The 20,884-nt window shown below is 59.5% G+C and carries 25 protein-coding genes; 24 read left to right on the forward strand and 1 reads right to left on the reverse strand.

All coding sequences use genetic code 11. The features are described 5' to 3' along the window. The first annotated feature begins 8 nt into the window (after window positions 1-8). The 19 genes from rplN (at window position 9) to bfr (ending at window position 10,918) form a co-directional block, all read left to right on the forward strand. A complete protein-coding gene (gene rplN / locus E2H86_RS17495) occupies window positions 9-377 on the forward strand; it encodes a 50S ribosomal protein L14 (RefSeq protein WP_008089810.1) in 369 nt (122 codons plus the stop codon). 11 nt (window positions 378-388) lie between these two features. Further along, on the forward strand, window positions 389-703 hold the full coding sequence (rplX, locus tag E2H86_RS17500) for a 50S ribosomal protein L24 (RefSeq protein ID WP_016715319.1): 315 nt from the start codon (window positions 389-391) through the stop codon (window positions 701-703). 20 nt (window positions 704-723) lie between these two features. After that, window positions 724-1,263: a 50S ribosomal protein L5 gene (rplE, locus tag E2H86_RS17505; protein ID WP_012316517.1), complete on the forward strand. Its 540-nt coding sequence runs from the start codon at window positions 724-726 to the stop codon at window positions 1,261-1,263. A gap of 13 nt (window positions 1,264-1,276) precedes the next feature. Beyond that, a complete protein-coding gene (gene rpsN, locus E2H86_RS17510; RefSeq protein ID WP_009681970.1) occupies window positions 1,277-1,582 on the forward strand; it encodes a 30S ribosomal protein S14 in 306 nt (101 codons plus the stop codon). Between the two features lie 209 nt (window positions 1,583-1,791). Further along, window positions 1,792-2,184 carry a 30S ribosomal protein S8 gene (gene rpsH / locus E2H86_RS17515; protein ID WP_009681971.1) on the forward strand — a complete coding sequence of 131 codons (393 nt, stop codon included), beginning with the start codon at window positions 1,792-1,794 and terminating at the stop codon, window positions 2,182-2,184. A gap of 12 nt (window positions 2,185-2,196) precedes the next feature. Beyond that, complete coding sequence (rplF, locus tag E2H86_RS17520) at window positions 2,197-2,730, forward strand: 50S ribosomal protein L6 (RefSeq protein WP_060478898.1); 534 nt, start codon at window positions 2,197-2,199, stop codon at window positions 2,728-2,730. A 10-nt stretch (window positions 2,731-2,740) separates the two neighbouring features. Beyond that, window positions 2,741-3,091, forward strand: coding sequence for a 50S ribosomal protein L18 (gene rplR / locus E2H86_RS17525; protein WP_009397496.1), 351 nt, complete (start codon window positions 2,741-2,743; stop codon window positions 3,089-3,091). Between the two features lie 3 nt (window positions 3,092-3,094). Further along, window positions 3,095-3,595: a 30S ribosomal protein S5 gene (gene rpsE / locus E2H86_RS17530; RefSeq protein ID WP_003255465.1), complete on the forward strand. Its 501-nt coding sequence runs from the start codon at window positions 3,095-3,097 to the stop codon at window positions 3,593-3,595. A 2-nt stretch (window positions 3,596-3,597) separates the two neighbouring features. Then, window positions 3,598-3,774 carry a 50S ribosomal protein L30 gene (rpmD, locus tag E2H86_RS17535; protein ID WP_029614570.1) on the forward strand — a complete coding sequence of 59 codons (177 nt, stop codon included), beginning with the start codon at window positions 3,598-3,600 and terminating at the stop codon, window positions 3,772-3,774. Between the two features lie 3 nt (window positions 3,775-3,777). Further along, complete coding sequence (gene rplO / locus E2H86_RS17540) at window positions 3,778-4,212, forward strand: 50S ribosomal protein L15 (RefSeq protein ID WP_023382625.1); 435 nt, start codon at window positions 3,778-3,780, stop codon at window positions 4,210-4,212. Beyond that, on the forward strand, window positions 4,213-5,544 hold the full coding sequence (gene secY / locus E2H86_RS17545) for a preprotein translocase subunit SecY (protein ID WP_016393394.1): 1,332 nt from the start codon (window positions 4,213-4,215) through the stop codon (window positions 5,542-5,544). A 30-nt stretch (window positions 5,545-5,574) separates the two neighbouring features. Continuing rightward, window positions 5,575-5,691 carry a 50S ribosomal protein L36 gene (gene rpmJ, locus E2H86_RS17550; protein ID WP_002555468.1) on the forward strand — a complete coding sequence of 39 codons (117 nt, stop codon included), beginning with the start codon at window positions 5,575-5,577 and terminating at the stop codon, window positions 5,689-5,691. Between the two features lie 131 nt (window positions 5,692-5,822). Further along, entirely contained in the window at window positions 5,823-6,179 is a 357-nt protein-coding gene (gene rpsM, locus E2H86_RS17555) for a 30S ribosomal protein S13 (RefSeq protein ID WP_012316515.1), read from the forward strand. 18 nt (window positions 6,180-6,197) lie between these two features. Continuing rightward, window positions 6,198-6,587 carry a 30S ribosomal protein S11 gene (gene rpsK / locus E2H86_RS17560; protein WP_003255454.1) on the forward strand — a complete coding sequence of 130 codons (390 nt, stop codon included), beginning with the start codon at window positions 6,198-6,200 and terminating at the stop codon, window positions 6,585-6,587. Between the two features lie 15 nt (window positions 6,588-6,602). Beyond that, window positions 6,603-7,223, forward strand: a complete 621-nt coding sequence (gene rpsD / locus E2H86_RS17565) for a 30S ribosomal protein S4 (protein WP_009681977.1) — start codon at window positions 6,603-6,605, stop codon at window positions 7,221-7,223. A gap of 22 nt (window positions 7,224-7,245) precedes the next feature. Then, window positions 7,246-8,247 carry a DNA-directed RNA polymerase subunit alpha gene (locus E2H86_RS17570; RefSeq protein WP_003255452.1) on the forward strand — a complete coding sequence of 334 codons (1,002 nt, stop codon included), beginning with the start codon at window positions 7,246-7,248 and terminating at the stop codon, window positions 8,245-8,247. Between the two features lie 42 nt (window positions 8,248-8,289). Further along, window positions 8,290-8,676, forward strand: coding sequence for a 50S ribosomal protein L17 (gene rplQ / locus E2H86_RS17575; protein ID WP_003255451.1), 387 nt, complete (start codon window positions 8,290-8,292; stop codon window positions 8,674-8,676). A gap of 175 nt (window positions 8,677-8,851) precedes the next feature. Continuing rightward, window positions 8,852-10,291 (forward strand): catalase, encoded by a 1,440-nt coding sequence (locus E2H86_RS17580; RefSeq protein ID WP_133330045.1) that lies wholly within the window; start codon window positions 8,852-8,854, stop codon window positions 10,289-10,291. Window positions 10,292-10,453: 162 nt separating this feature from the next. After that, on the forward strand, window positions 10,454-10,918 hold the full coding sequence (gene bfr / locus E2H86_RS17585) for a bacterioferritin (protein ID WP_133330047.1): 465 nt from the start codon (window positions 10,454-10,456) through the stop codon (window positions 10,916-10,918). Between the two features lie 71 nt (window positions 10,919-10,989). Here bfr and uvrA read toward each other — a convergent pair whose 3' ends face one another. After that, entirely contained in the window at window positions 10,990-13,824 is a 2,835-nt protein-coding gene (uvrA, locus tag E2H86_RS17590; RefSeq protein WP_165976085.1) for an excinuclease ABC subunit UvrA, read from the reverse strand. A gap of 129 nt (window positions 13,825-13,953) precedes the next feature. Here uvrA and E2H86_RS17595 point away from each other — a divergent pair, with 129 nt between their 5' ends. The 5 genes from E2H86_RS17595 to E2H86_RS17620 all read left to right on the forward strand — a co-directional run bounded on the left by E2H86_RS17595 (window position 13,954) and on the right by E2H86_RS17620 (window position 20,880). Beyond that, entirely contained in the window at window positions 13,954-15,348 is a 1,395-nt protein-coding gene (locus E2H86_RS17595) for an MFS transporter (protein ID WP_133330049.1), read from the forward strand. 9 nt (window positions 15,349-15,357) lie between these two features. Beyond that, complete coding sequence (locus tag E2H86_RS17600; RefSeq protein WP_133330051.1) at window positions 15,358-15,906, forward strand: single-stranded DNA-binding protein; 549 nt, start codon at window positions 15,358-15,360, stop codon at window positions 15,904-15,906. Between the two features lie 299 nt (window positions 15,907-16,205). Continuing rightward, window positions 16,206-19,274, forward strand: a complete 3,069-nt coding sequence (gene fdnG / locus E2H86_RS17610; protein WP_165976086.1) for a formate dehydrogenase-N subunit alpha — start codon at window positions 16,206-16,208, stop codon at window positions 19,272-19,274. Then, a complete protein-coding gene (gene fdxH, locus E2H86_RS17615; RefSeq protein ID WP_133330058.1) occupies window positions 19,274-20,224 on the forward strand; it encodes a formate dehydrogenase subunit beta in 951 nt (316 codons plus the stop codon). Before fdnG ends, fdxH begins: the two co-directional genes overlap by 1 nt. Then, window positions 20,221-20,880, forward strand: coding sequence for a formate dehydrogenase subunit gamma (locus E2H86_RS17620; protein WP_133330060.1), 660 nt, complete (start codon window positions 20,221-20,223; stop codon window positions 20,878-20,880). Before fdxH ends, E2H86_RS17620 begins: the two co-directional genes overlap by 4 nt. Window positions 20,881-20,884 lie beyond the last annotated feature (4 nt).

Genomic DNA, 20,884 nt, shown 5'->3' on the forward strand with positions numbered 1-20,884 from the left:
GAAATTTTATGATTCAGACTCAATCCATGCTCGATGTGGCCGATAACAGCGGCGCTCGTCGCGTCATGTGCATCAAGGTGCTCGGTGGTTCGCACCGCCGTTACGCCGGCATCGGTGACATCATCAAAGTTACCGTCAAGGAAGCAATTCCGCGCGGTAAGGTCAAAAAAGGCCAGGTGATGACCGCTGTTGTCGTCCGTACCCGTCACGGTGTACGTCGCGCTGACGGTTCCATCATTCGTTTCGACGGCAACGCTGCTGTTCTGCTGAACACCAAGCAAGAGCCGATCGGCACTCGCATCTTCGGGCCAGTGACCCGTGAACTTCGTACTGAGAAGTTCATGAAGATCGTCTCGCTCGCCCCTGAAGTGCTGTAAGGAGATCCGACATGCAAAAGATTCGTCGTGACGACGAGATCATCGTGATCGCCGGCAAAGACAAAGGTAAGCGCGGTAAGGTGCTGAAGGTTCTCGCTGACGACCGTCTGGTCGTTGGCGGTGTCAACCTGGTCAAGCGTCATACCAAGCCTAACCCGATGGCGGGCGTTCAGGGCGGTATCGTCGAGAAAGAAGCGCCTCTGCACGCTTCCAACGTTGCCATCTTCAATGGCGAAACCAACAAGGCTGACCGCGTTGGTTTCAAAGTAGAAGACGGTAAGAAAATTCGTGTCTTCAAGTCGACCCAAAAAGCGGTTGATGCTTGAACACTGCTAGGTAGAAGACCATGGCACGACTGAAAGAGATTTACCGGAACGAAATCGCTCCCAAGCTTAAGGAAGAACTTAAGCTGTCGAACGTGATGGAAGTTCCGCGCGTTACCAAGATCACCCTGAACATGGGTCTGGGCGAAGCGATCGGTGACAAGAAAGTCATCGAGCACGCTGTTGCCGACCTGGAAAAGATCACCGGTCAAAAGCCGGTCGTGACTTTCGCTCGTAAATCCATCGCGGGCTTCAAAGTCCGTGAAGGCTGGCCGATCGGTGTCAAGGTGACCCTGCGTCGCGAAAAGATGTACGAATTCCTGGACCGCCTGCTGGCGATCTCCCTGCCTCGGGTTCGCGACTTCCGCGGCCTGAATGCCAAGTCCTTCGATGGTCGTGGCAACTACAGCATGGGCGTGAAAGAGCAGATCATCTTCCCGGAAATCGATTACGACAAGATCGATGCTCTGCGCGGTTTGGACATCACCCTGACCACCACTGCTCGTTCGGACGACGAAGGCCGCGCTCTGCTGCGTGCTTTCAAGTTCCCGTTCCGCAACTGATTGGAGTAGGAAAATGGCCAAGAAGAGCATGAAGAACCGCGAGCTGAAGCGTCAGCTCACGGTAGCCAAGTTCGCTAAGAAGCGTGCTGAGCTGAAAGCGACCATCGTCAACGTCAACGCCTCTCCAGAAGAGCGTTTCGCTGCCGTTGTCGCGCTGCAGAAGCAACCGCGCGACGCCAGCGCTTCGCGCCTGCGCAACCGTTGCCGCCTGACCGGTCGTCCTCACGGTGTATACCGTAAGTTCGGCCTGGGCCGTAACATGCTGCGTCAAGCTGCAATGCGTGGCGACGTACCAGGTCTGGTCAAAGCCTCCTGGTAAGTGCTGCAGGTGTGATCCCGGTGGAAGGGGAGCAATCTTCCGACCACCGGTGACCTCGCCAACGAACAAGCCCCTTCATGGGGCTTGTTTCGTTTCTGCCTTGTGTCTAGAATGACCGGCTCACCTGAGCCTGGGTTTTTTGCCCTGCCTGCTCGGGTGGTTGTGATAGCCGCAAGGCTAATTATTCTTGTATCAGGAGCATCTAGCCCATGAGTATGCAGGACCCGTTAGCGGACATGCTAACTCGCATCCGTAATGCCCAGATGGCTGAAAAGTCCGTCGTAAGCATGCCTTCCTCCACCCTGAAGGTCGCGGTTGCCAAAGTTCTGAAAGACGAAGGTTACATCGCTGGCTACCAGGTGACTGGTGAGGCCAAACCTTCCCTCTCGATCGAACTGAAGTACTTCGAAGGCCGTCCGGTCATCGAGGAGCTGAAGCGCTCCAGCCGTCCAGGCCTGCGCCAGTACAAGTCCGTCGCAGAGCTGCCGAAAGTACGTGGCGGCCTGGGCGTGTCTATCGTCTCCACCAACAAAGGTGTGATGACTGATCGCGCTGCGCGCGCTGCCGGTGTCGGCGGCGAAGTTCTGTGCACAGTGTTCTAAGGGGAGATAGGCATGTCTCGCGTCGCTAAGAACCCCGTTAAGCTGCCATCTGGTGTCGAAGTCAAATTCGCCGGCCAGCAGCTTTCGGTGAAGGGTGCCAAAGGCACTCTCGAACTGAACGTTCACTCGTCTGTTGAAGTTACCGAAGAGTCTGGCGAGCTGCGTTTCGTCGCTCGCAACGGTGATCAGCAAGCTCGCGCCATGGCCGGTACCACCCGTGCTCTGGTCAACAACATGGTCCAGGGCGTAAGCCAAGGCTTCGAGCGCAAGCTCCAGCTGGTCGGTGTTGGTTACAAGGCACAGGCCAAGGGCACCGTCCTGAACCTGGCTCTGGGCTTCTCGCATCCAGTGGACTACGAACTGCCAGCCGGTATCACCGCTGAAACGCCTAGCCAGACCGACATCCTGATCAAGGGTATCGACAAGCAGCTGGTAGGTCAGGTGGCCGCTGAAATCCGCGGGTTCCGTCCGCCAGAGCCTTACAAAGGCAAAGGTGTGCGTTACGCGGACGAAGTAGTCCGTCGTAAAGAAGCCAAGAAGAAGTAGGGCCTAGCAAATGACCGACAAAAAAGTTACTCGACTGCGTCGCGCTCGCAAAGCACGCCTCAAGATGCACGAACTCGAAGTCGTGCGCCTGTGCGTGTTCCGCTCTTCGCAGCACATCTACGCCCAGGTCATTTCGGCCGACGGCAGCAAGGTTCTGGCAAGCGCCTCGACCTTGGACAAAGAACTGCGTGATGGCGCCACTGGCAACATCGACGCGGCCACTAAGGTTGGCAAGCTGGTAGCTGAGCGTGCGAAAGCCGCCGGTGTATCTCAAGTTGCCTTTGACCGTTCCGGCTTCAAGTACCATGGCCGCGTCAAAGCGCTGGCTGATGCTGCTCGTGAAGGCGGGCTGGAGTTCTAAGTTATGGCAAATAACGATCAAAAGCGCGACGAAGGCTACATCGAGAAGCTGGTTCAAGTTAACCGCGTAGCTAAAACCGTAAAAGGCGGCCGTATCTTCACCTTCACCGCGTTGACCGTGGTAGGTGATGGCAAGGGTCGCGTCGGTTTCGGCCGTGGCAAATCGCGTGAAGTACCTGCCGCGATCCAGAAAGCCATGGAAGCTGCCCGTCGCAACATGATCCAGGTTGACCTGAAAGGCACCACCCTGCAGTACGCCACCAAGGCCGCCCACGGCGCCTCGAAGGTCTACATGCAGCCTGCCTCGGAAGGTACCGGTATCATCGCCGGCGGCGCCATGCGTGCCGTCCTGGAAGTTGCTGGTGTTCAGAACGTCCTGGCCAAGTGCTACGGTTCGACCAACCCAGTGAACGTGGTCTACGCCACTTTCAAGGGTCTGAAAGCCATGCAATCTCCTGAGTCCATTGCTGCCAAGCGCGGCAAGAGCGTTGAGGAGATCTTCTGATCATGGCAACTGTAAAAGTAACGCTGATCAAGAGCACCGCTGGCCGCCTGCCTAACCACATCCTGTGCGTTAAAGGCCTGGGTCTGCGTCGCATCGGTCACACTGTAGAAGTCCAGGATACTCCCGAGAATCGCGGGATGATCAACAAGGCTTACTACATGCTGCGCGTCGAGGGTTAATCGATGAAACTCAATGATCTGAGTCCAGCGCCGGGTTCCCGTCGCGAGAAGCATCGTCCGGGTCGTGGTATCGGTAGCGGTCTGGGCAAGACTGGTGGCCGCGGCCACAAAGGTCAAACCTCCCGTTCCGGTGGTTCGATCGCTCCGGGCTTCGAAGGCGGTCAACAGCCGCTGCACCGTCGTCTGCCGAAGTTCGGCTTCGTTTCCCTGAAAGCCATGGACCGCGCCGAAGTGCGTCTGTCCGAGCTGGCCAAAGTGGAAGGCGACGTGGTTTCCGTGCAATCCCTGAAGGATGCCAACGTGATCGGCCAGAACGTACAGCGTGTGAAAATCATGCTGTCTGGCGAAGTCACTCGCGCAGTCACCATCAAGGGTATCGCAGCCACCAAGGGTGCGCGTGCGGCTATCGAAGCAGCTGGCGGCAAGTTCGAGGAATAAATGGCTAAGCAAGGTGCTCTCTCTTCGCTCGGTAAGGGCGGGATGTCGGAACTCTGGGCTCGTCTGCGCTTTCTGTTCATGGCGATCATCGTCTATCGGATAGGTGCGCATATCCCGGTTCCAGGCATCAATCCAGACCGTCTGGCGGATCTGTTTCGGCAGAATGAGGGGACCATTCTTAGCTTGTTCAACATGTTCTCCGGTGGCGCGCTCGAGCGCATGAGCATCTTTGCATTGGGGATCATGCCGTACATCTCGGCATCGATCATCATGCAGCTGATGACTGCGGTCAGCCCGCAACTGGAGCAGTTGAAGAAGGAAGGTGAAGCTGGCCGTCGCAAGATCAGCCAGTACACCCGCTACGGCACCGTTATTCTGGCGCTGGTCCAAGCCATTGGCATGTCCATTGGCCTGGCCAACCAGGGCGTGGCGTTTTCTGTTGGGCTTGGCTTCTATGTCGTCGCCGTCTCCACCTTCGTGGCAGGCGCGATGTTCATGATGTGGCTGGGCGAGCAGATCACCGAGCGCGGTGTGGGCAACGGTATCTCGATGTTGATCTTCGCAGGTATCGTTGCCGGTCTTCCGAGAGCAATCGGGCAGTCTTTCGAGTCTGCACGCACAGGCGATATCAATATTTTCGCCCTGGTCGCTATCGGTTTGCTGGCAGTAGCGATTATCGGTTTCGTGGTGTTCATCGAGCGTGGTCAGCGTCGTATCGCCGTTCACTACGCCAAGCGTCAGCAGGGCCGCAAGGTCTTCGCTGCGCAGACCAGCCACTTGCCGTTGAAGGTGAACATGGCAGGGGTAATCCCGGCCATTTTCGCGAGCAGCATTCTGCTGTTCCCGGCTTCGCTGGGTGCCTGGTTCGGTCAGTCCGAAGGTATGGGCTGGCTGCAGGACATCTCGCAGTCGATCGCTCCTGGTCAGCCGTTGAACATTCTGCTGTTTAGTGCAGGGATCATTTTCTTCTGCTTCTTCTACACAGCGTTGATGTTCAACCCGAAAGACGTAGCGGAAAACCTGAAGAAGTCCGGTGCCTTTATTCCGGGTATCCGTCCTGGTGAGCAGTCGGCACGCTACATTGATGGCGTTCTGACCCGTTTGACCATGTTCGGTGCTCTTTACATGATGGCCGTCTGCCTTCTGCCCCAGTTCCTGGTGGTGGCAGCAAATGTGCCGTTCTACCTTGGCGGGACCTCGTTGCTGATTGTGGTAGTGGTTGTGATGGACTTCATGTCCCAAGTACAATCGCACCTCGTTTCGCACCAGTACGAATCCCTGATGAAGAAAGCCAACCTGAAAGGCTACGGCGGCAGCGGTCTGCTGCGCTGATTTAGCCCCTTAAGGTTCGAGGAGTCGGTAATGAAAGTTCGTGCATCGGTGAAAAAGCTGTGCCGTAACTGCAAGATCATCCGTCGCGAAGGCGTCGTACGAGTGATCTGCAGCGCGGAACCGCGTCACAAGCAGCGCCAAGGCTGAGTGTGATCTGCGCTTCAAACCCAGCAGCTAGTGTGCTGCTGGGTTGATTAATCGTTTCTACAGCGATATTATCTCGCGCCCTATTTCTTGGCTTCCGGGGCGTAGGTAGCTGTCAATTGGAGTCCCACTGAATGGCCCGTATTGCAGGCGTCAACATTCCAGATAACAAGCATACTGTTATCTCGCTGACCTACATCTATGGTGTCGGTCGCACAACTGCACAGAAGATCTGTGCAGACGCTGGTGTAAACCCAGCCGCTAAGATCAAGGATCTGAGCGACGAGCAAATCGAAACCCTGCGTGGCGAAGTCGCGAAGTTCACCACCGAAGGTGACCTGCGCCGTGACGTCAACATGAAGATCAAGCGCTTGATGGACCTGGGTTGCTACCGCGGCCTGCGTCATCGTAAAGGTCTGCCGGTCCGCGGTCAGCGCACCAAGACCAACGCACGCACCCGTAAGGGCCCGCGTAAGCCGATCCGCAAGTAATCGCCCAGGAATATAGACATGGCAAAACCTGCTGCTCGTCCTCGTAAGAAAGTCAAAAAGACAGTGGTTGATGGCATCGCCCACATCCATGCGTCTTTCAACAACACCATCGTGACCATCACCGACCGTCAGGGCAATGCGTTGTCCTGGGCGACCTCCGGTGGTTCGGGTTTCCGTGGTTCGCGCAAATCCACCCCGTTCGCAGCTCAGATCGCTGCTGAGCGTGCTGGTCAAGCTGCGCTGGAATACGGCCTGAAAAACCTCGACGTTAACGTCAAGGGTCCAGGTCCGGGTCGTGAGTCCGCCGTTCGTGCACTGAACAGCTGCGGCTACAAGATCGCCAGCATCACCGACGTGACGCCAATCCCGCACAACGGGTGCCGTCCGCCGAAGAAGCGTCGCGTGTAATCAGGAGACAGAAGAATGGCACGTTACATTGGTCCAAAATGCAAACTGTCTCGTCGTGAAGGCACTGACCTGTTCCTGAAGAGCGGCGTTCGCGCTCTGGAATCGAAGTGCAACATCGAAGCAGCCCCAGGTATCCACGGCCAGCGCCGTGGCCGTCAGTCCGACTACGGTACCCAGCTGCGCGAGAAGCAAAAAGTCCGTCGTATCTACGGTGTTCTGGAGCGTCAGTTCCGCGGTTACTACCAAGCTGCTGCCTCGAAAAAAGGCGCAACCGGTGAGAACCTGCTGCAACTGCTCGAGTGCCGTCTGGATAACGTCGTCTACCGTATGGGCTTCGGCTCGACTCGTTCCGAGTCCCGTCAGCTGGTTTCGCACAAAGCGATCAGCGTCAACGGTAAGACTGTAAACATTCCATCCTACCAAGTTCGTCCGGGTGACGTGGTCGCGGTTCGCGAGAAGTCGCTGAGCCAGCTGCGCATTGTTCAAGCCCTTGAACTGTGCGCCCAGCGTGGCCGCGTTGAGTGGGTTGACGTGGATGCTGCTAAAAAGTCGGGCGTTTTCAAGAACGTTCCTGCTCGCAGCGACCTGTCTGCCGACATCAACGAGAACCTGATTGTCGAGCTCTACTCCAAGTAAGGGCTAGAAAATAGGTGCATCCATGCAGATTTCGGTAAATGAGTTCCTGACTCCCCGCCACATTGATGTGCAGGTAGTCAGTCCGACCCGCGCCAAGATCACCCTCGAGCCTCTCGAGCGTGGTTTCGGCCATACCCTGGGCAACGCGCTGCGCCGCATCCTGTTGTCCTCCATGCCTGGCTGTGCAGTAGTCGAGGCCGAGATCGATGGCGTACTCCACGAGTACTCCGCGATCGAAGGTGTTCAGGAAGACGTAATTGAAATCCTGTTGAACCTGAAAGGCCTGGCTATCAAACTGCACGGTCGTGACGAAGTTACGCTGACCTTGTCGAAAAAGGGTTCGGGGGTGGTTACCGCTGCCGATATTCAGCTGGATCACGATGTCGAGATCGTCAACCCCGATCACGTAATCGCGAACCTGGCGTCCAACGGCGCCCTGAACATGAAGCTCACCGTAGCTCGTGGTCGCGGTTACGAGCCGGCCGACTCTCGTCAGACTGACGAAGACGAAAGCCGTAGCATTGGCCGTCTTCAGCTGGACGCTTCGTTCAGCCCGGTGCGTCGTATCGCCTATGTGGTCGAGAACGCCCGTGTTGAGCAGCGTACCAACCTGGACAAGCTGGTCATTGATCTGGAAACCAACGGCACCCTGGATCCTGAAGAGGCTATCCGTCGCGCTGCGACCATCCTGCAACAGCAGCTGGCCGCGTTCGTCGACCTCAAAGGTGACAGCGAGCCTGTCGTAGTCGAGCAGGAAGACGAGATCGATCCGATCCTGCTGCGTCCGGTTGACGACCTGGAACTGACTGTACGTTCGGCCAACTGCCTCAAGGCGGAGAACATCTACTACATCGGCGACCTGATTCAGCGTACCGAAGTAGAGCTGTTGAAGACTCCTAACCTGGGCAAGAAGTCCCTGACTGAAATCAAGGACGTCCTGGCCTCTCGTGGTCTGTCTCTCGGCATGCGCCTCGACAACTGGCCGCCTGCAAGTCTTAAGAAAGACGACAAGGCGACCGCCTGATCGTCGTAATCACCGAACGTAGTGTTTGGTAAGGAATGAATCATGCGTCATCGTAAAAGTGGACGTCACCTGAGCCGTACCAGCTCTCACCGCAAGGCTATGTTCCAGAACATGGCAGTGTCGTTGATCGAGCACGAGCTGATCAAAACCACCCTGCCGAAAGCCAAGGAACTGCGCCGCGTTGCCGAGCCGCTGATCACCCTGGCCAAGGAAGACAGCGTTGCGAACCGCCGCCTGGCCTTCGATCGTACCCGTTCGAAGTCCGCTGTAGGCAAGCTGTTCAACGACCTGGGCAAGCGTTACGCCACCCGTCAGGGCGGCTACCTGCGCATCCTGAAGTGCGGTTTCCGCGCTGGCGACAACGCCCCTATGGCGTACGTCGAGCTGGTTGATCGTCCGGTCGGTGGTGCTGTAGAAGCTGCCGAGTAAGACGTTCTGTCTGCTACAAAGAACCGGGCCTAGCGCCCGGTTTTTTGTGGTTAATGGTATTGTTAATTTCTATTGCTTTAAGTCATTCAATGAATTTGTTCTAGCTAGGCCCCTCGCCGATACTCCTTTCAAGCCAAGCCGATTAGCCGGCCTTCGAGACCGATAAGGAGAGCTCATGAGCAAGATTCTCACCACCGCCAGCGGTGCCCCTGTAGCTGACAATCAGAATTCCCGTTCCGCTGGCCCACGTGGTCCGCTGATGCTTGATGACTTCCATCTGATCGAGAAACTCGCTCACTTCAACCGTGAAAATATTCCCGAGCGGCGCGTCCACGCCAAGGGATCCGGTGCCTATGGCACTTTCACGGTGACGCGCGATATCACTGGATACACCAGCGCCAAGTTGTTCGAACAAATCGGCAAGCAGACTGAAACCTTCTTGCGCTTCTCCACCGTTGGCGGCGAACGTGGCTCCGCCGACACCGAGCGCGATCCGCGCGGCTTCGCGGTGAAGTTCTATACCGAGGAAGGCAACTGGGACATCGTCGGCAACAACACCCCGGTGTTCTTCATCCGCGACCCCCTGAAATTCCCAGACTTCATCCACACCCAGAAGCGTCACCCACAGACCAACCTGAAGAATGCCCAGATGATGTGGGACTTCTGGTCGCATTCCCCCGAGGCATTGCACCAGGTCACCATCCTTTTCTCGGATCGTGGCATTCCGGATGGCTATCGTCATATGCACGGCTTTGGCAGTCACACCTATAGCCTGATCAATGCGCAGGGCGAGCGCACTTGGGTGAAGTGGCATTTCAAGACTCAGCAAGGTATCAAGAACCTCGCCCCGGCAGAGGCTGCACGGCTGGCCGGCAGTGACCCAGACTATGCCCAACGCGACCTCTTCGAGGCCATCGAGCGAGGCGACTTCCCACGCTGGACGGTGTGCATCCAGATCATGAGTGAGGCCGAGGCCGCACAACGCGCCGAGAATCCTTTCGACGTGACCAAGACCTGGTCGCAGAAGGATTACCCTTTGATCGAAGTGGGTGTACTCGAGCTCAACCGAAATCCGCTCAACTATTTTGCTGAAGTCGAGCAGGCCGCGTTTGGTCCGAGCAACATGGTCCCCGGGGTCGGCTTGTCGCCGGACCGCATGCTGCAAGGCCGTGTCTTCGCCTACGCCGATGCCCACCGCTATCGGGTCGGTACCAATCACCAGCAACTGCCAGTGAATGCCCCGCGGTGCCCGGTCAACAGCTACCAGCGTGACGGTTCGATGGCGATGGGCAGCTATGGCAGTGCACCGAACTACGAGCCAAACAGCTACGCCGACGCACCCAAGCAGTCGCCACGTCACGCCGAGCCTGCGCTGGCCCTGAGCGGCGCAGCGGATCGTCACGATCATCGTGAAGATTCCGATTACTACAGCCACGCCGGCGCGCTGTTCCGTTTGATGAGCGACGAGCAGAAAGCACTGCTGATCAACAACATCGCCGGCACCATGGCAGCCGTCAGCGAAGATGTGGTCCAGCGGCAGTTGCAGTACTTCTTCAAGGCCGATCCGGCTTACGGAGAGGGGATCGCCAAGGCCTTGGGCTTGAATCTCGACTAAGTCGAAGTGATAAGAAGAACCGCCCTCATTTGGGCGGTTTTTCAATGAATATCACTACTGTTTAACCGATTTTTTGCTTCTAATTGCGCATTTCTCAGTGACCGCGACCAAAAGCTGGTTCACACTATGCTCATTGGCGTTTTCATATGGAGAAACAGGGCGATGCAAGGCCACCCGGACGTAATCAACTACCTCGTCACGTTGCTGAAGGGCGAACTGGCCGCACGTGACCAGTACTTCATTCACTCGCGCATGTACGAAGACTGGGGGCTGACCAAGCTCTACGAGCGTATCAACCACGAGATGGAAGAAGAGACCCAGCACGCTGACGCCCTGATGCGCCGTATCCTCATGCTGGAAGGCACCCCGGACATGCGCGCCGATGACCTCGAAGTGGGTACCACCGTGCCGGAAATGATCGAGGCCGACCTCAAGCTCGAGTACAAGGTGCGCGGCGCCCTGTGCAAAGGCATCGAGTTGTGCGAATTGCACAAGGACTATGTCAGCCGCGATATCCTCCGTGCGCAGCTGGCCGATACAGAAGAAGATCACACCTACTGGCTGGAGAAGCAGCAAGGGCTGATCAAGGCCATTGGTCTGGAGAACTACCTGCAATCGCAGATGTAAGTTATCCACAGCATGCAAAAAGCCCCTGGTACCGTCGGTGCCAGGGGCTTTTTGCATGCTATCGAGAATGATCAGGCTCGATCGCGTTCCAGCAGCGGCTTCAGGTAGTGGCCGGTGTAGGACTGCTTCATCTTGCTCAGTTCTTCCGGCGTACCGCAGGCAATGATCTGTCCGCCCTTGGAGCCTCCTTCCGGCCCCAGGTCGACCAGCCAGTCGGCGGTCTTGATCACATCCAGATTGTGCTCGATCACCACCACGGTGTTGCCGTGGTCGCGGAGGCGATGCAACACATCCAGCAGTTGTTGTATATCGGCAAAATGCAGGCCGGTGGTCGGCTCGTCGAGGATGTACAGGGTCTTGCCGGTATCACGCTTGGACAACTCGCGCGACAGCTTGACCCGCTGCGCCTCGCCGCCCGACAGCGTGGTCGCCGACTGCCCCAGCTTGATGTAGGACAGGCCGACGTCCATCAGGGTCTGCAGTTTGCGCGCCAGCGCCGGCACCGCGTCGAAGAACTCCCGGGCATCCTCGATGGTCATTTCCAGGACCTCGTGGATGTTCTTGCCCTTGTACTTGATCTCCAGTGTTTCGCGGTTGTAGCGTTTGCTCTTACACACATCGCACGGCACGTAGATGTCCGGCAGGAAGTGCATTTCCACCTTGATCAGGCCATCGCCCTGGCACGCTTCGCAGCGCCCGCCCTTGACGTTGAACGAGAAGCGACCCGGGCCGTAGCCCCGCGAACGGGATTCCGGCACGCCGGAGAACAGTTCGCGGATCGGCGTGAAGATGCCGGTGTAGGTCGCCGGATTGGAGCGCGGCGTGCGACCGATCGGGCTCTGGTCGATGTCGACCACTTTATCCAGGTGCTGCAAGCCGTCCATGCTGCTGTGCGGCGCGGCCTCCAGGCTGCTGGAGCCGTTGAGGGCTGTGGCTGCCAGGGGGAACAGAGTGTTGTTGATCAGGGTCGATTTACCCGACCCGGACACACCGGTCACGCAGGTGAGTAGGCCGATCGGGATTTCCAGGTCGACGTTCTGCAGGTTGTTGCCGCGCGCACCCTTGAGCTTGAGCTGCAGCTTCTTGTTGCGCGGGGTGCGCTTGGCCGGAACCACGATCTTCTTGCGCCCGGACAGGTATTTGCCGGTCAGCGAATCGGGGTGGTCCATGACCTCCTGGGGCGAGCCCTCGGCGACGATCTGGCCACCGTGCACGCCTGCCCCCGGGCCGATATCGACGACGTAGTCGGCCAGGCGAATGGCGTCCTCGTCGTGTTCCACCACGATCACCGTGTTACCCAGGTCGCGCAGGTGGTTGAGGGTGGCCAGCAAGCGGTCGTTGTCCCGTTGATGAAGGCCGATGGACGGTTCGTCGAGGATGTACATCACCCCGACCAGGCCAGCACCGATCTGGCTGGCCAGGCGGATACGCTGCGCCTCGCCACCGGACAATGTTTCGGCGCTGCGATCCAGGGTCAGGTAATCGAGGCCAACGTTGACCAGGAACTGTAGTCGCTCACAGATTTCCTTGAGGATCTTCGCGGCGATCTCACCGCGGCGACCGGTGAGGGTCAACGCGGCGAAGTACTCGCTGGCATCGCCGATGGGGAGGTTGGTCACGGCCGGTAGCGTCTTCTCGCCGACCCATACGTGACGGGCCTCGCGGCGCAGGCGAGTACCGCGGCAATCCGGACAAGGCTGGGTCCCGAGGAACTTGGCCAGCTCTTCGCGCACGGTAGCCGATTCGGTTTCGCGGTAGCGGCGTTCGAGGTTGGGTACGATGCCTTCGAAGGGATGCGAGCGCTTGACGATGTCGCCCCGGTCGTTGAGATACTTGAAGTCGACACTCTGCTTGCCGCTGCCCTGCAGAATCACCTTCTGGTGCTCGGCCGACAGCTCACCGAATGGCTCTTCGAGGCTGAAGCCATAATGCGCGGCCAGCGAGCCGAGCATCTGGAAGTAATACACGTTGCGCCGGTCCCAGCCACGGATGGCGCCTTCGGCCAGGGTCAGCTCGGCATTGACCAGGCGCTTGGTATCGAAGAACTGCTTGACCCCCAGGCCGTCGCAGGTCGGGCAGGCGCCTGCCGGGTTGTTGAAGGAGAACAGCTTGGGTTCCAGCTCGCTGATGGCGTGCCCGCAGACCGGGCAGGCGAAGCGCGCTGAGAAGATCATCTCCTCACCGTCCTCACCATCCATCGGCGCCACCAGGGCGATACCGTCGGCCAGCTTCAGCGCGGTCTCGAACGATTCGGCCAGGCGTTGTTGAAGGTCGCCACGGGCCTTGAAGCGGTCCACTACCACATCAATGCTGTGCTTCTTTTGTTTGTCGAGCTTGGGCAGCTCATCCAGTTCGTACAGCTTTCCGTTGACCCGTGCGCGCACGAAACCTTGGGCGCGCAGTTCATCGAACACCGCCAGGTGCTCGCCCTTGCGCTCGCGGACGACCGGCGCCAGGAGCATCAGCTTGGTGCCCTCGGGACGCTCCAGCACCAGGTCGACCATCTGGCTGATGGTCTGCGCCTCCAACGGGATGTCGTGGTCTGGGCAACGCGGCGTACCCACACGGGCATACAGCAGACGCAGGTAATCGTAGATCTCGGTGATGGTGCCGACGGTCGAGCGTGGGTTGTGGGAGGTCGATTTCTGTTCGATGGAAATCGCCGGTGACAAGCCTTCGATGGTGTCGACGTCCGGTTTTTCCATCATCGACAGGAACTGCCGGGCATAGGCCGACAGCGACTCGACGTAGCGGCGCTGGCCCTCGGCGTATAGGGTGTCGAAGGCCAGGGAAGACTTGCCGGACCCAGACAAGCCGGTGATCACGATCAGTTTGTCGCGCGGCAGTGTCAGGTCGATGTTCTTCAGGTTGTGGGTCCGTGCCCCACGAATCAGGATCTTGTCCACTACGGCCTCGCTTGGCGGGCATAAACAAGGAAGTATACGGCGCACTGCCAGCACGCGGCAAAGCGTCGCGTAGATGCCGTCAAGCTGTCGGACTGATAGAATCGCCGCCGGTTCACACGAGGTTAATCCATGCACGACACCCACACCGAGCGCATGAGTGGCAGCGAAACACGCGCCGCAGGGGGCCTGGCCCTGGTCTTTGCCTTCCGCATGCTGGGCATGTTCATGGTCCTGCCGGTGCTGGCCACCTACGGCATGGACCTGGCTGGCGCGACGCCCGCGCTGATCGGCCTGGCCATCGGTGCCTACGGCCTGACCCAGGCGGTGCTGCAGATTCCATTCGGGGTGATATCCGACCGTATCGGCCGTCGGCCGGTGATCTACCTCGGCTTGGTGGTCTTTGCCCTGGGCAGCGTACTGGCGGCTCAGGCCGACTCGATCTGGGGCGTGATCGCCGGGCGCATCCTGCAAGGTGCCGGGGCAATTTCCGCGGCGGTCATGGCGCTTCTATCGGACCTGACCCGCGAGCAACACCGCACCAAGGCCATGGCCATGATCGGCATGAGCATCGGTCTGTCGTTCGCTGTGGCAATGGTCGTCGGCCCGCTGCTGACCCGCGCCTTCGGCTTGTCAGGATTGTTCCTGACCACCGCAGGACTTGCCCTGGTAGGCGTCGCTCTGATTGCGTTCGTCGTGCCCAACACCCACACCACCCTGCAGCATCGCGAGTCAGGTGTGGCGCGTCAGGCCCTCGGCCCGACCCTGCGCCATCCGGACCTGCTGCGGCTGGATGCGAGCATTTTCATCCTGCATGCGATCCTCATGGCAAGCTTCGTCGCCTTGCCGCTGGCCTTCGTCGAACGGGGCGGGCTGCCGAAGGAACAGCATTGGTGGGTCTACCTGACCGCACTGTTCGTCTCATTTTTCGCAATGGTTCCCTTCATCATCTACGGGGAAAAAAAGCGCAAGATGAAGCGCGTGCTGGCCGGTGCGGTTGCCGTGCTGCTGCTGGTCGAGGTGTTCTTCTGGGAGTGGGCTGACAACTTGCGCGGACTGGTGATTGGCACCGTGGTATTCTTTACTGCCTTCAACCTGCTGGAGGCTTCGCTGCCTTCACTGGTGAGCAAGGTGTCGCCCGCTGGCGGCAAGGGAACGGCTATGGGGGTGTATTCCACGAGTCAGTTCCTCGGTGCCGCCCTGGGAGGAATTCTCGGTGGCTGGTTGTTCCAGCACGGTGGGCTGGACAGTGTGTTCCTCGGCTGCGCGGTGCTGTGTGCCGTGTGGCTGGTCGTTGCGTTGCGCATGAACGAGCCGCCGTATGTGACCAGCGTGCGCATGCCGCTGACGCCGGAGGCGGTTCGGGAAGCCGGGCTGACCGAGCGCCTGATGGCCGTGCCGGGTGTGACCGACGCTGTCGTGGTGGCAGAAGAGTCTGCCATCTACATCAAACTGGATACGAAAATTTTGGACCGCACGACCCTCGAGCGTTTGGTAAACCCAGCCTCATCGGCGTGCGAAGCCTAGGAGAACGTTATGGCCCGTGGGGTTAACAAAGTCATTCTGGTCGGTACCTGTGGCCAGGATCCCGAAGTCCGCTACCTGCCCAACGGTAACGCCGTGACCAATCTGAGCCTGGCCACCAGCGAGCAGTGGACTGACAAGCAGTCGGGCCAGAAGGTCGAGCGCACCGAGTGGCACCGTGTCTCGCTGTTCGGCAAGGTCGCCGAAATCGCCGGCGAATACCTGCGCAAAGGTTCGCAGGTGTACATCGAGGGCAAGCTGCAGACCCGCGAGTGGGAAAAGGACGGCATCAAGCGCTACACCACCGAAATCATCGTCGACATGGGCGGCACCATGCAGCTGCTCGGCGGTCGTCCGCAGAACCAGCAGCAGGGCGGTGATCCGTACAACCAAGGTGGTGGCAACAACTACAACCAGGGTGGGGGTCAGCAGCAATACAACCAGGCTCCGCCACGCCAGCAGGCCCAGCGCCCGCAGCAACAGCAGCGCCCGGCGCCACAGCAGCCTGCTCCGCAACCTGCGGCTGACTTCGATAGCTTCGATGACGATATTCCGTTCTGATCCGACGGTAGGCGTCTAGCTGGACCAGAAACCCAGGGCCTTGGCCCTGGGTTTTTTTTATGGGTTGTTGGCGGTGGGGCGGGTAGGGGCTTGTCTTGAGATTTATGGTGTTCTCGAGATCGAGCGCCGCTACACCTCTCAAGCGAACCCCCCGAACACCCCACCCCTGACCCACGTCATCGCACCTTCTCGATTCTTGACTAGTCTTAACCTCTGGCAGCCATCAAAAAGCCGCCACCGTGACTACCAAGAGGCGCCGGCCATGATCCGTGCGTCCACCACCTGATCAGGAGTGCACGATGGATCTCAACCGTCGGCAGTTCTTCAAGGTCGCTGGTATCGGCCTTGGAGGCTCGAGCCTCGCAGCGTTGGGCATGGCCCCGACGCCGGCGTTCGCCGAGCAGGTGCGTCATTTCAAGCTGACGCACACCAAAGAAACTCGCAACACCTGCCCTTACTGCTCGGTCGGCTGCGGCTTGATCATGTACAGCCAGGGCGATGCGGGTAAAAACGTCAAGCAGAACATCATCCACATCGAAGGCGATGCCGATCACCCGGTCAACCGTGGGACCTTGTGCCCCAAAGGTGCCGGCCTGCTCGACTTCATCCACAGCCCCAGCCGCCTCAAGTACCCCGAGGTACGCAAGCCAGGCAGCAATGAGTGGGTGCGGGTCAGCTGGGACGAGGCGCTCGACCGCGTCGCGACCCTGATGAAGCAGGACCGTGACGCCAACTTCATCGAGAAGAACGCCCAGGGCCAGACCGTCAATCGCTGGCTCAGCACCGGTTTTCTCGCTGCGTCGGCTGCCTCCAGCGAGGCAGGCTACCTGACCCACAAGGTCGTCCGCGCAACAGGCATGCTGGGGTTCGATAACCAAGCACGTGTCTGACATGGCCCGACGGTGGCAAGTCTTGCCCCGACGTACGGCCGTGGCGCCATGACCAACCACTGGTCCGATATCGCCAACGCGAATCTGGTCCTGGTGATGGGTGGCAACGCAGCAGAAGCGCATCCGTGCGGCTTCAAATGGGTGACCGAAGCCAAGGCGCACAACAAGGCGCGGCTCATCGTGGTCGATCCAAGATTTACCCGTACTGCCTCGGTGGCCGATTACTACGCGCCTATCCGTACCGGCAGCGATATCGCCTTCATGGGCGGGTTGATCAATTACCTGCTGACTACCGACAAGATCCAGCACGAGTACGTGCGCAACTACACCGACGTGTCGTTCATCGTCAAGGAAGGTTACGGCTTCGAAGATGGCCTGTTCAGCGGCTATGACGCAGCCAAGCGCGTGTATTCAGACAAATCCAGCTGGGGCTACGAACTCGGCGAAGACGGCTTCGCCAAGGTCGACCCGACGCTGCAGCACCCGCGGTGCGTGTTCCAGTTGATGAAGCAGCACTACAGCCGCTACACACCGGAAGTCGCGAGCATGACCTGTGGCATGCCCCAGGAGGCCATGATGAAGGTCTGGGACGAGATCGCTACCTGCTCGGTTCCCGGCAAGACCATGACCATTCTCTACGCGCTGGGGTGGACGCAGCACTCGATCGGCGCGCAGATGATTCGCAGTGCAGCCATGCTCCAGCTGTTGCTGGGTAACGTCGGCATGCCTGGCGGTGGGGTCAACGCGCTGCGTGGCCACTCCAACATTCAGGGGCTGACCGACCTGGGGCTGTTGTCGAACCTGCTGCCGGGTTACCTGACTCTGCCGGGCGATGCCGAGCAGGACTACGCCGCCTATATCGACAAGCGTGCGTCCAAGCCGCTGCGCCCTGGACAGCTGTCTTATTGGCAGAACTATGGCAAGTTCCATGTCAGCCTGATGAAGGCCTGGTATGGCGCCAATGCCACCGCCGACAACAACTGGGGTTACGACTGGCTGCCCAAACTTGACGTGCCAGGCTACGACGTCCTGCGCATGTTCGAGATGATGGGGCAGGGCAAGGTCAATGGCTACATGTGCCAGGGCTTCAACCCGATCGCCGCGTTGCCGGACAAGAACCGCGTCACCGCGGCCCTGGGCAAACTGAAGTGGCTCGTGGTAATGGACCCGCTGGCCACCGAGACCTCGGAGTTCTGGCGTAACGCCGGGCCGTTCAACGACGTCGACACCTCCAGCATCCAGACCGAAGTCATCCGTCTGCCCACCACCTGTTTCGCCGAGGAGGACGGATCGCTGGTCAACAGCAGCCGTTGGCTGCAATGGCACTGGAAAGGCGCCGATGGTCCGGGCGAGACCCGCACCGACGTGCAGATCATGAGCGAGCTGTTCCTGCGCCTGCGTCATCGCTATCAGGCTGAAGGCGGTACGTATCCAGACCCATTGCTGAACATCAACTGGCCTTACAAGATCGCCGAAGACCCCTCGCCAGAGGAGTTGGCCAAGGAAATGAACGGCTGGGCGGTGACCGATATCACCGATCCGACCGGCACCCTGCTCAAGGCCGGCCAGCAGCTTTCGGGCTTCGGTCAGCTCAAGGACGATGGCAGCACCGCCTCTGGCTGCTGGATTTTCTCTGGCTGCTGGACCGAGCAGGGCAATCAGATGGCCCGACGCGACAACAGCGATCCCTATGGCATGCACCAGGTGCAGAACTGGGCTTGGGCCTGGCCTGCGAACCGGCGGATTCTCTACAACCGTGCCTCCAGCGATGTGCAGGGCAAGCCGTGGGACCCGGAGAAGAAGCGCTTGGTGTGGTGGAACGGCAAGGCCTGGACCGGAACCGACGTCCCGGACTTCAAGGCCGACTCGCCGCCGGAGGCCGGGATGAACCCGTTCATCATGAACCCCGAGGGGGTGGCGCGTTTCTTCGCCATCGACAAGATGGCCGAAGGACCATTCCCCGAGCACTATGAGCCGTTCGAGACGCCGATTGGCATCAACCCGCTGCATCCGCAGAACAAGAAGGCCACCAGCAACCCGGCTGGCCGGGTGTTCGATTCGGTATGGGACTCCCTCGGCACGCACGATGAGTTCCCCTACGCGGCCACCACCTACCGGCTGACCGAGCACTTCCACTTCTGGAGCAAGCACTGCCGCTTGAATGCGATCATCCAGCCCGAGCAGTTCGTCGAGATCGGCGAAGTGCTGGCCAACGAAAAGGGCATCAAGGCCGGCGACCGAGTGCGGGTGTCGAGCAAGCGCGGGCATATCGACGCAGTGGCGGTGGTGACCAAGCGGATCCGTCCGCTGCAGGTCAACAACCAGACCGTGCACCAGATCGGCATCCCGTTGCACTGGGGCTTCACCGGTTCGACCCGACATGGCTATCTGACCAACACCTTGGTGCCGTTCATCGGTGATGGCAACACGCAGACGCCGGAGTCCAAGTCGTTCCTCGTCAAAGTGGAGAAACTCTGATGGCCAGCCAAGACATCATTGCCCGCTCGGCCACCACCACCGTACCGCCATCGGTACGCCAGCTGGAGGAAGTCGCCAAGCTGATCGACACCACCAAGTGCATCGGTTGCAAGGCGTGCCAGGTGGCGTGTTCGGAGTGGAACGAACTGCGTGACGAGGTGGGCCACAACCACGGTACCTACGATAACCCCCAGGACCTCACCGCCGAGACCTGGACCCTGATGCGCTTCACCGAGCACGAGCGCGACGATGGCAACCTGGAGTGGCTGATCCGCAAGGACGGCTGCATGCACTGCGCAGAGCCCGGTTGCCTGAAGGCGTGCCCGAGCCCAGGGGCGATCATCAAGCACGCCAACGGTATCGTCGACTTCAACCAGGACCACTGCATCGGTTGCGGCTACTGCATCACCGGCTGTCCGTTCAACATCCCGCGAATCTCGCAGAAGGACCACAAGGCGTACAAGTGCACCCTGTGCTCCGACCGGGTGGCCGTGGGCCTGGAGCCGGCCTGTGTGAAGACCTGCCCGACCGGGGCGATCGTCTTCGGCAGCAAAGCGGAAATGAAGGTGCATGCCGACGAGCGTATCGTCGACCTGAAGTCACGCGGCTACGACAAAGCCGGACTGTATGACCCGGACGGTGTCGGCGGTACCCACGTGATGTATGTACTGCACCACGCCGACACACCGAAACTGTACGCCGGCCTGCCGGACCAGCCGGTGATCAGTCCGCTGGTAGGGCTGTGGAAGGGCTTCACCAAACCGCTGGCGCTGTTGGCCATGGGCGCGGCGGTGCTGGCAGGGTTCTTCCATTACGTGCGTGTGGGCCCGCAGCGGGTCGAGGAAGAAGAGCATCCGACACCGTCGGGCGATGGCGTTCACCAGGTGGACCCGTCGGTGCATGTCTACGATCCGAACCGGCCCGGCGGGCAAGGGGAGCAGCGGCCATGAACGACGATAACAAACCCATCCTGCGCTACAACGCCAACGAACGGACCAACCACTGGATCGTGGCCATTCTCTTCGTCACGGCGGCTTTGTCCGGTTTGGCGCTGTTCCACCCGGCGCTGTTCTGGCTCAGTCACCTGTTCGGTGGTGGGCCGTGGACGCGGATTCTGCATCCGTTCCTGGGCGTGGCGATGTTCGTGTTCTTCCTCGGCTTGGTGATCCGTTTCTGGCGCGCCAACTTCATCACGGCCAACGACCGCCTGTGGTTACGGCGTGTCGATAGAGTGATGCTCAACCAGGAGGAAGGTGTGCCGCCGATCGGTAAATACAATGCCGGGCAGAAGCTGCTGTTCTGGACCCTGTTGGCGTGCATGCTGATCCTGCTGATCAGCGGCGTGCTGATCTGGCGGGCGTATTTCAGCCACTACTTCGACATCGGCGCCATCCGTCTGGCTACCTTGCTCCACGCCCTGGCGGCCTTCGTGCTGATCCTCAGCATCATCGTGCATATCTACGCCGGGATCTGGATCAAAGGATCGATCGGGGCCATGCTGCATGGCTGGGTCAGCCGCGCCTGGGCGCGCAAACACCATGAGTTGTGGTATCGCGAAGTGACCGGCGACAAGGCCTCTTCGGATCACCGAAGCAAAGAAGGATGAGCGC

It is taken from the genome of Pseudomonas putida, from assembly GCF_004357765.1.
Lineage (GTDB): Bacteria > Pseudomonadota > Gammaproteobacteria > Pseudomonadales > Pseudomonadaceae > Aquipseudomonas > Aquipseudomonas putida_U.